The sequence below is a fragment of the Dyadobacter sp. 3J3 genome, assembly GCF_009801115.1.
Classification (GTDB): Bacteria; Bacteroidota; Bacteroidia; order Cytophagales; family Spirosomataceae; genus Dyadobacter.
The window spans coordinates 138,290-151,130 of the sequence record NZ_VTOL01000010.1; the positions used below are offsets into that span (position 1 = coordinate 138,290).

The following is a 12,841-nucleotide window of genomic DNA, read 5'->3' on the forward strand; positions in this document are numbered from 1 at the left end:
AAAAGCCAGCAATTGTCTAACCACTTGGTTATATCATTGCTGGCTTTTTATTTTCATGATCAGGCATGTTATTTGCAGTTCGGTTTTCATTCCATCATTTAAAAAACTGAAATGATAAAATTCGTTGCAGCCAGTTCATTTTATTTCAATATGCGTTTTATAATCCCATTTCTGATATTCGTTTTGAGTTCAGAGATATCCGTTGTTGCTCAAAATAAAAACACTTCAACAGATTCCAGTGCAGTAATTCCCGATACGCTTTTATTCAGACTGGAAAAATATCAGGCAGCGATCAACGATATGAACGCGGCCAACAAGAAAGGTTATGACGGTGACAAAATCAGACTTTTACTTCAAAATATAAAGACCAATGTATTGCAGATAGACTCTGCAATGCAAGTTGACAAAACAATTCCTGACTCAAAAAATCTGCTGAATTATCGTTTGATGTTAACCGACGCCCAGCTCAAAACCGGATCGTGGCGAAAATCATTATCAAAATATAATTCTGAATTGCAACGTATGTCGGAGCAGGTTATCCAGTTTGGACGCGATTCTTTGTTGACCGTTGATACTAAGGATACTACTTCACGTCAGTATTATTCATCACAAATTTCAGATTTAAGAATTCGGCTGCAGGAAACCGGAAAAGTAACGGTCGCAAATCTGGATACAGTAAGTCGCTTGCTGGCAGAAGTTTCCACTGTTTATTTCAAAACAACGGATCTCCAATCTGTCGTGGACGATTATCTCAAAGAATCGGGAAGAAATCTTTTAAGTAAGGAATACAGTTATTTATGGAATGCGACCAAGCTTGATAGTACTGATAAAATTGGAAGATTGATCAAAGTTTCTTATTTCGGTCAGGATAAAATTTTGCGCTATTTTTTCAATTCCACCTGGGACAACCGCATTTTTCTATTGCTGATCTGCGCTGCATTTTTCTGGTGGGTTTATATCAATTTCAGGTTAGCAGGAAAACCGGATTTGTCTAAAACCATTGGAGAATTAAAATTCAACTATGTAAGCAAAATACCAATATTGGCAACATTGGTAGTATTATTCAACGTTACCCCACTTTTCGAACCTGATTCTCCTGCCATTTATATTGAGCTTAACCAGTTTTTCCTTCTGATAACGCTCACACTATTTTTATATAAGCGCCTTCCAAAAAATCAACTTCGTGTCTGGTTTGAGATTATTGGTTTGTATGCGCTGGTTATTTTCAGTAATGCTTTTGTTAATGAAAGTTTTGTACTTCGAGCCCTGATTATTGGCGTTAATGCCCTTTCCATTTATTTTGGAATATGGCTTTATCGAAAAATGAAAGAGGCAAATTTTGAGAAAAAATTCATCAAGCCAGTTGTTGTCATTTATGTTATTTTGAACATTTTATCGGTTTTGTTAAACATTTTTGGCCGTATCAGTTTGTCCAAATCTTTTAACCTTACTGCTATAAACGGATTGATACAGGTTATAAGTCTCGCAGTATTTATACAGGTAGTTCTGGAAGCGATGGAACTTCAAATCAAAGTAAGTTCGTGCTCGGGAGGATTATTTTCCAGACTTAATATTAAAAAAGTAAGATTCACTTTTAACAGCATGCTGGCATTTTTATCCATAGTCCTCTGGCTGCTGGTTTTTGCTATTAACCTCAATATAATTGACACTTTTGTTGACCTGTCGCAACAACTTTTAATAAAACCACGAACGTTTGGAAGCATCACTTTCACCTTTGGAAATATCCTGTTTTTCATTGTCATAATATTCGTTTCCAATCAATTACAAAAACATATCGGAATTCTATTTGGTGAAACAGACACCAGTTTTGGCAGCAGCGCCATTGAAAAAAATTCCAAACTTGCCTTGATAAGATTGATTATCATCATCATTGGCTTTCTTTTCGCGATTACCGTTTCGGGTGTTCCGCTTGATAAAATTACAGTTTTAATCGGCGCGCTGGGCGTTGGAATCGGGCTTGGACTCCAAAATGTAATCAACAATTTTGTTTCGGGCATTATTCTGATTTTTGAAAAACCCTTTAATATTGGTGATTATATTGAATTGGCTGACAAAAAGGGGAAAGTGCTGGATATTGGGATCCGTTCCAGTAAATTGCTGACGCCGCAGGGATCGCGGGTTATTATTCCAAATGGTGATTTATTATCCGGCCGGTTGGTAAATTATACACAGAAAAATTCCAGCCTTAAAAGTGAGCTGATCTTTAAGGTCAATATAGAAACGGATCTTGAACTGGTAAAAAAGCTGATTAATGGTGTCGTAGATCAGGCGGAGGAAATGATTAAAAATGCTCCAAGACAAATTTTATTCAACGCCATCACGGCTGACAGCGTTGAACTAAAAGTATTGGTTTGGGTAAGCAGCGTTTATGTTGAAGCCACATTCAAAAGTTTTGTCTTTGAACAGCTTCTCAAAAAATTCAAGGAGAATAATATCAAAGTAATGTAAAGTCTGAGGTGCGTCAATTACCTAACATCATCCGACGTCATACCTAATTTCAGAGATGCCAGTAAGCCATACATGGCCTGATTAATCTGATCGTTATCGATTTTTGCCTGGTTGAGCGCTTCCTCCGCTATCGATTTTTTCTTACGTCCGGATTCTGTTTTCAGTAGAATTTCTTTTTCAAGAATTTCATCATTTTGCTTTTTCCCTAACGCTGTTACCGTTTGACTTTTTGAAATTCCTTCCAAGTCAGTAATTGTGACCCGGTATTTATTGTCCTCACAATCAATTGTCATCGAATAACGCAGATATTCAAAGGATGGCGAGCCGATCGGAGTATAACTTTTCAATACCAATTTCCCGGCTTGTTTGTTTTCAGAAGTTACAGCATTTTCATAATTTCCGAATGTTTTCACAACCCACTTTTGCGCATTTAAAAATAAAACATCCTTCGATTTTTCTGGCGTCGCCACATCCGTGTAAACGATTTTTTTCTGATTATCAAGTGGTAAATAACCATCCTGGCCGAAGCCGTAAAAGCTGACCAGGAATAGTATTACAAATAAAAATTGTATTTTTTTCACAAAGAGGATTTAGGATTTAATAATAAGGAACCGGCAAAATTAATTGCTTAACTCCTTATCAAGACTTTTTATCTTGCTCACGATATCTCTCAACACGATGGATTCATGGGATGTATCAAAAATGGATTTGCCATCTTTGACAATCAAAACTTGCGGTGATTCATGTCTGATATTGAATGTTTCAGCTACCAAACGGGAAATATCCCGGTTTTGAATCACATCCACAATATAAAACGGAATAGAATAATCGGCTTCTGATCCCGATTTCATATTCCTGAATGCCATCAGGCTGGTCATGCAACGGGGACTATGCTTGTAAATCAAGGATAATTCTCCCGAGTTTGCAAGTTCTTGTACTTCTTTTTCTGATGTTAATGTTTTCCAATTCATACTTATAAAATCCAGTATTCAATGATCTGATTTGTAATAAACAAAGAACTTGGCGAAGCAGTTTAAAAATGAGTAAAATAAATTAAAAATTAGTCTTTGTTACTAACGAGAATTCTACACAAATGTCTTTTTGACATTTGTTTTTTTGCTTAACAAGTATTTATTCTGTCCAATTTTCTTTTACTTTAATACTGTTTTTAGATTTGATTCTTGTCTGCTATCAGATTATTTCATTTGTATATTTCAACATCATGATGAATAGAAGAAATGCCATTAAAAGTGTTGCGCTTCTGCTGGGTGGAACACTTTCCGCCCCCACACTCCTAGCAATGAATCGTTGGGAAAAAAATCCGATTTCAACCGCCTATCCGGCTGATCTGGTTCTATCTGAAAGCCAGAAGCTGATGGTAGCGGAAGTTGCTGAAATGATTATTCCAAAAACAAATACGCCGGGCGCACAAGATGCCGGAGTACCTGCCTTTATTGTGATGATGATCCAGGATTGTTATAAGCAGCCTGAGCATATCAGCTTTATGGATGGCCTGAAAAATCTGGAACAAAAGAATTTTATGTCTCTAAATCAGTCCCGGAAAACGGAAATACTCAAACAGGTAGAAAGTGATACTGTTGATCAAATGAAGGTATATCAGGTTCAGCAAACGAAGATGGGAGACAATGATGACAGAGAGCAAATGAAGGAACAGGTCAAAGGTCTTCCGTTCTGGAGGCTGATGAAAGAATTGACTCTGCTGGGATATTATACCTCGGAACAAGGTCTGAAATCTTCTTTCGATTATGTGCCTATTCCGGGAAAACTTGAAATGATAAAATTAAAACCTGGTCAAAAATCTTTCGCTTATTAAGCTGTACAACCACCATGAACTTAAACTTAAAAGTAGATAAAACCCACCGCTACGACGCCATTGTAGTGGGCTCCGGAATGACCGGCGGGATGGCTGCGAAAGAACTTACAGAAAGAGGTTTGCAGGTTTTGATGTTAGAACGTGGCCGTGAAGTGAAACATATCGAAGATTACGACACTGCGATGAAAGGTCCCTGGGAATTTCAGCATCGTGGAAAAGTTTCTATTCATTCGGCAGAGGAATATTGGGCAAACAGCCGTTTTGGGAATCTAGCTAATGAAGAAACCGGTGAGTTTTTCACAGACGATCTAAAAAATCCATATATCGAAAAGAGACCTTTTGACTGGATAAGAGCATATCATACCGGTGGAAAGTCGATGCATTGGGGACGTCAGTCTTATCGTTTCAATAAAAATGATTTTGAAGCAAACGCCAAAGAAGGCATTGCCATCGACTGGCCGATTCGCTACGAAGACCTGGAACCCTGGTATACACACGTAGAAAAATTTGTTGGTATAAGCGGACAAAAAGAAAACCTGGAAGTTTTACCTGACGGGCATTTCCTTCCCGCTATGCCAATGAGCGCGCCTGAGCTTTATTTCAAAGAGCAGATGATGAAAAAACTTAACCGGCCAATTACCATCGGTCGGGTTGCAAATCTTACAAAACCGCAGCCCTGGCATACAGAACTTGGAAGGGCGTCGTGTCAGTATCGCAGCAAATGCAGCCGTGGCTGTCCTTATGGCGCTTATTACAGCTCCCTTTCCGGATCAATTCCTGCTGCCAGGAAAACCGATAAACTGACTATTTTACATGATACGATTGCCAGTGAGATTATTTATGACGAAAAAACACAAAGGGCAACGGGCGTTCGTGTTTTGAACCAGAAAACACTGGCTGTTGAAGAATATTTCGCCAAAATTATTTTCCTGAATGCTGGCTCGATGAACTCGGCTGCGCTTCTTTTAAATTCAAAATCACATCGTTTCCCAACAGGATTTGGGAATGACAGCGATCAGGTTGGCCGGAATATTATGGACCATCATCTTGGTGTTGGCGCAAATGCGACGGTAGAAGGTTTTGAAGATGATTACATTTTCGGGCAAAGACCAAACGCGCTTTACATTCCAAAATTCAGAAACTGGGGAACAGATAAACGTGATTATTTACGCGGATTTGGGTATCAGGGAGGCGCTAGCCGAAGTGACTGGAAACGAGGAGTTACGGCGGACGGATTTGGCGCCACGTTTAAGGAGGATATGACCAAACCTGGAAACTGGGTAATGGGATTCGGTGGTTTTGGTGAAGTTTTGCCAAATCCGGAAAACCGCATGTATCTGGACAAAGACAAAAAAGATCCATATGGAATTCCGATGATCGTTTTCGACGCGGCTTTTGGTCCAAATGAAATTGCAATGCGGAAAGATATGATGACCGCTGCTGTGGAAATGCTGGAAGTTGCCGGATTCAAAAACGTCGCCGGATTCAATCGCCAGGATACGCATTTGGGATTGGGAATCCATGATATGGGAACAGCACGTATGGGTAAAGATCCGAAAACGTCGGTTTTGAACAAATTTAACCAGGTTCATGCAGCCAAAAATGTTTTCGTAACAGATGGAGCTGCCATGGCTTCTTCTTCTTGCGTGAATCCTTCAATTACCTATATGGCGTTGACGGCAAGGGCTGCTAATCATGCTGTTGAAGAACTTAAAAAACAGAATTTGTAGCCAAAACTGAAAAAGGGAAGTGAGAAAAATGAATACATCTTCTTCACTTCCCTTTACATTATTCATGACTAATAATTAAGAAACTTCAAGCCGGTAACCTACACCATGCACCGCACTAATTTTTATATGTAAATCTTCTGCAAGCATTTTTCTCAATCTGGAAACGAAAACATCTACACTTCTTCCAACAACAATTCCTTCATCTTCCCAAACTGATTTCAGTATAAAATCTCTTTCCAAAACCTTGTTTTTATTGTTTGTGAAAAGATTGAGCAACTTCGCTTCCCGGTAAGTCAGATTGTAGATTTTTTGTTCCGAAACCAGAATTAAATTCGTCATATCAAGGGAGGAATTACCAAAATTTATTTTGTCATTAACATCATTTTTTGGATTATTATCATCCGCTATTTCCTCTTTTTTACTTCTTTTCCAAACAATAAAACCTAGCCCTGCCAGTAAACTTCCCACCGGCAAAATCCACCAGTTACCCGTTGCAGATGCAGTGTTTGTTTCAGGATAAAAACGTACTTTAAGGGTATAAAAACCTGCTTCCAGCTTGCGGCCACTACATGGAATACCTTCTTTTTGATTTAAATCTTTATAATTATAGCCGAGGGTAATCATACTGCTTTCACAACCAAGCACCGAAACATCATAACCCCGATCTATTCCATGAATCTTCAATGATTTTTGTAACAAATCGGGGAGTTTGTCATAATCAAAAAGTTTATCGATTTGAACCACAAATGTGTTTGCATCCTGTTGCTGAACCGGGGTTATTCTGGATGTGGAATCTCCATTTTCTACCAGTAAAAGATGGGCAGTACGTCTCAAAGCAAGATTTACTTTTTCAGAAAACCTGACAGAATCATTATTCCCAGCCACTTTTTCAAATACCGAAAACACCAGCAAAATCATCATTAATAATGTGACTGCTCTATTTGTATTCAATTTCATTTCTCTGAAATTCATGCTTTCGAAATTTTATTATAAACTTACCAAAACGACGTGAATTAACATCCTCCCTTGTTTTTATTCAAAAATGGAAACCAGTTAAATATCGGGAACAACATAGAATACCTGACATATATTATTTTCCTACCCGAAATATCCTTTTTGTTGGCAGGTTCTATAATGATGTCATCCCCCACTTGCGCCGTTTTCAAAATCTCGGTCAACTCAATACTACGAACTGAAAAATTACGCCCGTAAGCATTAACATCAACGATTTTCCCCTCTCGTCTAAGATAAGCGAAAAATGGCAATTCGGTTTTAGGGCTAGGTTTCGCGTTGATGTCAACCATAGTCAAACGACCATTTGTTACATAAACAAATTTTTCCGGTGTAGCCAATTTTCCATTTAAAAGTAACGTAACACCGTTGGCGACGTTATTTTTAGGTAAAGCCTCAGAAATTGATATGGTAAAAGTGTAAAGCAGAATCACGGAGATTCTCATTATTTGATTTTTCATGAAACCAGATATTTAGTTATAGAACAAGAATTTCATTGTATGGTAAAGCATATTGATTGTCCGTGGTCAGCAAAACAATCAAATCACCGCTTTTACATCTTTTCAAAATGTTCTCAATTGCGATTTGCTTAAATTTTGCATCAGAAAACATGACCAGTGTTTTGGAGTTTTTATCACGAATTGCTATCCGGAACGTGATTTTTTCAATGGCCTTAGTACTCTTCTCACCAATTTCTGCTGTGCAAACGGTCAGCTTTCCAACGGTATTTTCTGCCACAGTGCTTTTACCTTTTTTGCTGTATTCCGTTACAATCATCTTATTGTTTAAGAAAGCAGCCGAGCAATTGCTGAATTTGTTTTGGGCCAGTGAAGGAGGCACTACGAAGGATAAAAAACCGGCAATCAAATAAAATACATTTTTCATGATCCTGTTATTAAAGTGAAATAAAACCCGAAAAGGGCACGGATCAAATGTATTTATGAAAATCAAGTTGAAAGTGAATCCTTTGTAAAAGATTGTCAATGAAATGTAAAAGTTTAATTTCTATTTATTTCATTAATAGTTCGCCTTCAAAAATTCGTCCCTATTAAAAAGAATGATATCTTGCAGTCTTGATAAAACTAAAATTCTGATGTATAAAAAAATAATTCCCCTACTCCTGTTTGTCCTGATTGCAGGTACCGCTTTTTCTCAGTCTGCAATTGGATTAAAAAAAATAGCTCCGTTTCAAATCACGCTTGCGAATGGAAAACCATTTAATTCTTCCCAGCTCGGTCCGGGACCAGTTGTCCTGATGTATTTTTCACCCGACTGCGATCACTGCCAGAATTTCACGAAGGCGCTGCTTAAAAATTACACCGTTATGACCAACAAGCAGTTGGTTATGATTACTTTTCAATCGATGGAAATGATTAAAAAGTTTGAAAAAGATTATAATCTGGCTGCATATCCAAACATTAAACTTGGTACAGAAGGCACAAGTTATCTGGTTCAGAAATATTACCAGATCAGATCTTTTCCTTACCTGGCGATGTATGACAAAGGCGGGAAGCTGGTTAAAATCTATGAAGGAGAACAACCATACACTGAAATTTTTAAAACTTTGAAAGAGTTTTAAGGGTAAGTATCAACTCGACTCTTAACAAAAAAGCTTCGTTCGGATTCTCCGGGCGAAGCTTTTTTATGATAATCCGGCTAACAAAAGTAAGATAACTTACTGTTAACGAAATTTTTAATAGTACCAATTTCTACAAAACCATTTCATTAAAAAGTCGATCCAATGTTAAACCGGCATCTTTACAAAAACCGGGATGCACTTTTGATGTTTGGACAACGGTACTTCTGGTGGCGGTTAACCAGCGAAAACGAGAAGCAATCGGTAATTTCCCGATTGGACCCGCGGTTTTCCCTCCAATGCAAATGCGGCTTAAGGCTGCCAGATAATCTTCCATTTCTGAAATATCCAGCTTTCCCGAAAAAGCACTTAGGCGTTCAGTATCCACATTAATTTTACTTTGTAAAAAACCCTGTTTCGGGCAGTAGAGAATTACCCCTACATTTAAAAACTCTTCGCGCTCGACTCTGGGTACGACACGAATGACGGCGTACTCAAATAAGTGATATTCTTGCATTCTGCGCTTCTTTTACAAATACTTCTGAAACTGAAATTCTCGAAATTAAAAATTTGGCATAAGCCTGACGATGCTCGCCTGCTGTTTCAAACGGAGCATCACGGAGCAGCCAGTCGTCCGGGATAATCGAAACAATGGAATTAATTAAATCATCGGTCAATATTGCCCGAAAAGATTCATCGACCGAATCCAGCTCTGAGGCTTGTGGCAAGAGAACATGATCTTTGATCTGAACAAAAGGACGTTTTGCCTGCTCCTCCCAATTCGTCCAGGAATGATGAAAATATAGGGCTGCGCCATGATCGATTAACCATAATTCCTTATGCCAGATCAGCATATTGGTATTTCTTGCCGTGCGGTCAACATTCGTCAGAAGGCAATCCAGCCAGACAATCTGTGAGGCAAGTTTTGGATCGACAGTCGTTACTTGTGAGTCAAACGTGATCGCTCCGGACAGATAATGCATCGCTAAATTTAACCCCGTGCTGGCTTTTAACAAATCCTGGATTTCTTCATCCGGCTCGGTCATACCAAACATTTCATCCAGATTGGCAAAAACAATTTCAGGCATTCGAAATCCTAATAACCTCGCAATTTCGCCACCAATCAGTTCAGAAATAAGTGCTTTCACACCCTGACCAGCGCCTCGGAATTTCAATACATATAAAAAGTCATCATCCGCTTCTGCGATAGCTGGTAACGATCCGCCTTCGCGTAAAGGCGTCACGTAACGTATCACATTAACGGTTCTGAGCTGAAGTCCGTTTTTATTCATATAAATTGTTTTGTAACAGTATGGTTTTGCATTTGAGCAACCAGATTAATAAATCAGATTTCATTGGGATGTAAAAGTAGTTGATTTGGGGATAATCATTAATAGCGTTTGGCGCAATTACAAATAATGAGCATTGATCGGATTTAATTATTTCGGTGCGCCGCACCTTTGGAAATGAGAAAATAGACGGCGTTTCTACAAATATTCAGGTGCTCCGCACCATTGATAATTGAATGTTTTCAGGAAGTGACATATTGCAATAATTGTAGCGCGCCAGATATCCGAATTACAGAAAAAGTTCAACCACCGAAATATTTGTAGCCAGACAGATAGTCGAGTTCAGTAAAAGGTGCGGCGAACCGAAATATTTGTAGCTAACCAGATAAGCGAATTACAGAAAAAGGTGCACCGCACCGAAATAAGTATAGCAAGCCAAATAGTCGAAATTATAAAAAGGTGCAGCGCACCAAAATATTTGTAGCCAATCAGATAGTCGAATTCAAAAAAAGGTGCAGAGCACCGAAATAAGTATAGCAAGCCAAACAGTTGTATTATAAAAAGGTGCAGAGCACAAAAATATTTGTAGCCAACCAGATAGTCGAATTCAAAAAAAGGTGCAGAGCACCGAAATAATTGTAACAAAACCAGATATTCGAATTCCGAAAAAAGGTGCGGCGTACCGAAATAATTGTAGCCAACCAGATATTCGAATTCAAAAAAAGGTGAGGCGAACCGAAATAAGTATAGCAAGCCAAACAGTTGTATTATAAAAAGGTGCAGAGCACAAAAATATTTGTAGTCAACCAGATATTCGAATTCAAAAAAAGGTGCGGCGAACCGAAATAAGTATAGCAAGCCAAAAAGTCGAAATTATAAAAAGGTGCGGCGAACCGAAATATTTGTAACTAACCAGATAAGCGAATTACAGAAAAAGGTGCACCGCACCGAAATAAGCATAGCAAGCCAAATAGTCGAAATTATAAAAAGGTGCAGCACACCAAAATATTTGTAGCCAACCAGATAGTCGAATTCAAAAAAAGGTGCAGCACACCAAAATATTTGTAGCCAACCAGATAGTCGAATTCAAAAAAAAGTGCAGCGCGCCGAAATAATTGTAGCCAACCAGAAATAGGAACTTCAAAAAAGGGTACGACGGACCGAAATAATTGTAGCTAAACCAGATATTCGAATTCCGAAAAAAGGTATACCGCATGGAAATAATCGATCGATAAACTAACTAAATTTGGGCTCCAACCAAAGTGCAGTAAAACACAAAACGAACGTCAAAAACCAGATCCAATCCGGAATTCTGCTTTCATTTAAATGTTGCGACATTTGATCAGAAACTTTAATCACATCACTTAATTCCGATTGTAAAGTCAATCTGGTTTTCACAAACTGATCAACTATTTTATTTTTGTAATTATCATTGAAATCCAGACTGTCGGTTACATTAATTTCTGAATCGTCGGAAAGTTTTAACCAGGAAGATTCAGAAGGAATGTAGCCGGCATCAGCACTTTGTTTATTAATGGCAGAATAATTAAGATGCACAGTATCAACACCCAGAATCATCGAAACAGGGTTATTTATTAGATTATTAAATTTCAAATCGGTTTTAAAACCCCTGTAAAGAGGAGAAGTTACTTCTACATTTGACTCATAAGCAGGATGAATAGCCGCGATAACAGATGTCCAGATATTGCCGTAAGAAATACTATCGCCGTTAAGTAAAGTTGGAAAGGTTTCATTCAGTAAGCTGATTGCCACTTTTCCTGTCGTTTTTTCAATAGCAACAGGATATTTAGGAACTGTCAAATATGCGTTTGAACTAGCAAAATCAAACGGCAGCTTTGTCAGCTCACCAATAACAGGCAATCCTTCTTCGTTAGATATTTTATTTATTTGAAACCTAGTCCCCAATGCCTTATTGATCGTCGCAACATCGGTCGAACCGTTGGTGAGATTGATAAACAATATACTTTTCCCACCTGCCAATGCTTTTTTTACTTGAATGTTGGAAGCATTTTGAGGACTGGTGATGATCACATCGGCAATTCCCGCTTTATTAAGCGTAAGCTTACTCCGAATATCTTTTGATAAATTGGTAGAAAGCTCGACCGCATTTCCCCGGTTTCCTAACCAGGTCGCGAGACTCCGGTTTTCGAAATCCGGATTGTCCAATATGAATTGAAAAGTCAAAGGTGGTAATGGGCGGGCGAAAAATTGAATAGTCTCATGTTGATGCTCACCTAAAAACATCTCAACTTTTGTTCTTTTTTCAGTAAAAACAGGAAATGATAAATTGAAAGATTGTATGCCCTTTTCGAGTCTACTACTATCCAGTGTCTGATTGCCAAACTTAACTTTCACCCATTGAGAATCCGCTGAATTGACCGATCCGGTTATACGCTGAACTTGTCCTTTTCTAATAATTCCATTCCAGGAAATGGCTTGAATCTGGTCATCAGCAAAATACGGAATACGATTAATAATAACAGAAGCAGTAATTTTCTGGCTCAAATCAGCAAAAAATGAAGGGCTAAAATCCTGACCAATCAGTGTTAAGGTATCAAAAGATTTTCCTTTTAAATTACTTTCGGAGAAAACTTCACGGATTTGCAAGCTGTCCTGGATTTTTTTTATTTCTGCTGACGGAACATCTTTTCCGGCAACAATAACTTTACCCGATAAAATACTACTCCTGAAAACGGGTTGAAGAACGAATCCAGCGACGATCAACCAAAGTAAAAGATTTAAAAAGATTCTGATTCCAATTTTTTGATGGGAAAGATCCGGACCGGAACTTCGCATCAAAAGCCATATTTGTGCACTACCAAGAAGAATAAGAAATAAAATCAAAACCAGATTTAGTGGCTCCGACCAGTTGAAATCAAATGCAATCATACACTATTCCCGGATATTTTCT

The 12,841-nt window shown here is 38.2% G+C and carries 12 protein-coding genes; 4 read left to right on the forward strand and 8 right to left on the reverse strand.

Annotation, left to right across the window (positions count from 1 at the left end):
- Nucleotides 1-111 precede the first annotated feature (111 nt).
- Nucleotides 112-2,469, forward strand: coding sequence for a mechanosensitive ion channel family protein (locus FZF08_RS21630; RefSeq protein WP_159473166.1), 2,358 nt, complete (start codon nt 112-114; stop codon nt 2,467-2,469).
- A gap of 17 nt (nt 2,470-2,486) precedes the next feature.
- Here the strand turns inward: FZF08_RS21630 and FZF08_RS21635 are convergent, their stop codons facing one another.
- Complete coding sequence (locus tag FZF08_RS21635; protein WP_159473169.1) at nt 2,487-3,050, reverse strand: DUF4468 domain-containing protein; 564 nt, start codon at nt 3,048-3,050, stop codon at nt 2,487-2,489.
- Nucleotides 3,051-3,089: 39 nt separating this feature from the next.
- On the reverse strand, nt 3,090-3,440 hold the full coding sequence (ytxJ, locus tag FZF08_RS21640; RefSeq protein WP_159473172.1) for a bacillithiol system redox-active protein YtxJ: 351 nt from the start codon (nt 3,438-3,440) through the stop codon (nt 3,090-3,092).
- 251 nt (nt 3,441-3,691) lie between these two features.
- On the opposite strand from ytxJ, the gene FZF08_RS21645 reads away from it, so the two are divergent.
- Both FZF08_RS21645 and FZF08_RS21650 read left to right on the forward strand, forming a co-directional pair.
- The gene (locus tag FZF08_RS21645; protein ID WP_310590612.1) at nt 3,692-4,303 is read left to right on the forward strand and encodes a gluconate 2-dehydrogenase subunit 3 family protein; all 612 of its coding nucleotides are present in this window, start codon (nt 3,692-3,694) and stop codon (nt 4,301-4,303) included.
- 14 nt (nt 4,304-4,317) lie between these two features.
- Entirely contained in the window at nt 4,318-6,033 is a 1,716-nt protein-coding gene (locus tag FZF08_RS21650; protein WP_159473175.1) for a GMC oxidoreductase, read from the forward strand.
- A gap of 75 nt (nt 6,034-6,108) precedes the next feature.
- Here the strand turns inward: FZF08_RS21650 and FZF08_RS21655 are convergent, their stop codons facing one another.
- Genes FZF08_RS21655 through FZF08_RS21665 form a run of 3 tightly spaced genes read right to left on the reverse strand, consistent with a single transcriptional unit; the run spans nt 6,109 to nt 7,929 of the window.
- Nucleotides 6,109-7,005, reverse strand: coding sequence for a winged helix-turn-helix domain-containing protein (locus FZF08_RS21655; protein ID WP_159473178.1), 897 nt, complete (start codon nt 7,003-7,005; stop codon nt 6,109-6,111).
- A 41-nt stretch (nt 7,006-7,046) separates the two neighbouring features.
- The gene (locus tag FZF08_RS21660; protein WP_159473182.1) at nt 7,047-7,505 is read right to left on the reverse strand and encodes a hypothetical protein; all 459 of its coding nucleotides are present in this window, start codon (nt 7,503-7,505) and stop codon (nt 7,047-7,049) included.
- 16 nt (nt 7,506-7,521) lie between these two features.
- Entirely contained in the window at nt 7,522-7,929 is a 408-nt protein-coding gene (locus FZF08_RS21665; RefSeq protein ID WP_159473185.1) for a hypothetical protein, read from the reverse strand.
- Between the two features lie 208 nt (nt 7,930-8,137).
- Between FZF08_RS21665 and FZF08_RS21670 the strand changes: the two genes are divergently transcribed.
- The gene (locus FZF08_RS21670) at nt 8,138-8,623 is read left to right on the forward strand and encodes a thioredoxin fold domain-containing protein (protein ID WP_159473188.1); all 486 of its coding nucleotides are present in this window, start codon (nt 8,138-8,140) and stop codon (nt 8,621-8,623) included.
- Between the two features lie 130 nt (nt 8,624-8,753).
- Here the strand turns inward: FZF08_RS21670 and FZF08_RS21675 are convergent, their stop codons facing one another.
- The 3 genes from FZF08_RS21675 to FZF08_RS21685 form a co-directional block, all read right to left on the reverse strand.
- Nucleotides 8,754-9,137: a DUF3037 domain-containing protein gene (locus tag FZF08_RS21675; RefSeq protein ID WP_159473191.1), complete on the reverse strand. Its 384-nt coding sequence runs from the start codon at nt 9,135-9,137 to the stop codon at nt 8,754-8,756.
- Complete coding sequence (locus FZF08_RS21680; protein WP_159473194.1) at nt 9,115-9,912, reverse strand: HipA family kinase; 798 nt, start codon at nt 9,910-9,912, stop codon at nt 9,115-9,117. Before FZF08_RS21680 ends, FZF08_RS21675 begins: the two co-directional genes overlap by 23 nt.
- 1,233 nt (nt 9,913-11,145) lie before the next feature.
- On the reverse strand, nt 11,146-12,819 hold the full coding sequence (locus tag FZF08_RS21685; RefSeq protein WP_159473197.1) for a hypothetical protein: 1,674 nt from the start codon (nt 12,817-12,819) through the stop codon (nt 11,146-11,148).
- Between the last annotated feature and the right edge of the window lie 22 nt (nt 12,820-12,841).

Bases quoted from the DNA above. Each gene is read 5' to 3' on its own strand.
- FZF08_RS21685 (WP_159473197.1), bottom strand. From the start codon at position 12,819: ATGATTGCATTTGATTTCAACTGGTCGGAGCCACTAAATCTGGTTTTG.
- FZF08_RS21655 (WP_159473178.1), bottom strand. From the start codon at position 7,005: ATGAATTTCAGAGAAATGAAATTGAATACAAATAGAGCAGTCACATTA.
- FZF08_RS21630 (WP_159473166.1), top strand. From the start codon at position 112: ATGATAAAATTCGTTGCAGCCAGTTCATTTTATTTCAATATGCGTTTT.
- FZF08_RS21665 (WP_159473185.1), bottom strand. From the start codon at position 7,929: ATGAAAAATGTATTTTATTTGATTGCCGGTTTTTTATCCTTCGTAGTG.
- FZF08_RS21680 (WP_159473194.1), bottom strand. From the start codon at position 9,912: ATGAATAAAAACGGACTTCAGCTCAGAACCGTTAATGTGATACGTTAC.
- ytxJ (WP_159473172.1), bottom strand. From the start codon at position 3,440: ATGAATTGGAAAACATTAACATCAGAAAAAGAAGTACAAGAACTTGCA.
- FZF08_RS21675 (WP_159473191.1), bottom strand. From the start codon at position 9,137: ATGCAAGAATATCACTTATTTGAGTACGCCGTCATTCGTGTCGTACCC.
- FZF08_RS21660 (WP_159473182.1), bottom strand. From the start codon at position 7,505: ATGAAAAATCAAATAATGAGAATCTCCGTGATTCTGCTTTACACTTTT.
- FZF08_RS21645 (WP_310590612.1), top strand. From the start codon at position 3,692: ATGATGAATAGAAGAAATGCCATTAAAAGTGTTGCGCTTCTGCTGGGT.
- FZF08_RS21670 (WP_159473188.1), top strand. From the start codon at position 8,138: ATGTATAAAAAAATAATTCCCCTACTCCTGTTTGTCCTGATTGCAGGT.
- FZF08_RS21650 (WP_159473175.1), top strand. From the start codon at position 4,318: ATGAACTTAAACTTAAAAGTAGATAAAACCCACCGCTACGACGCCATT.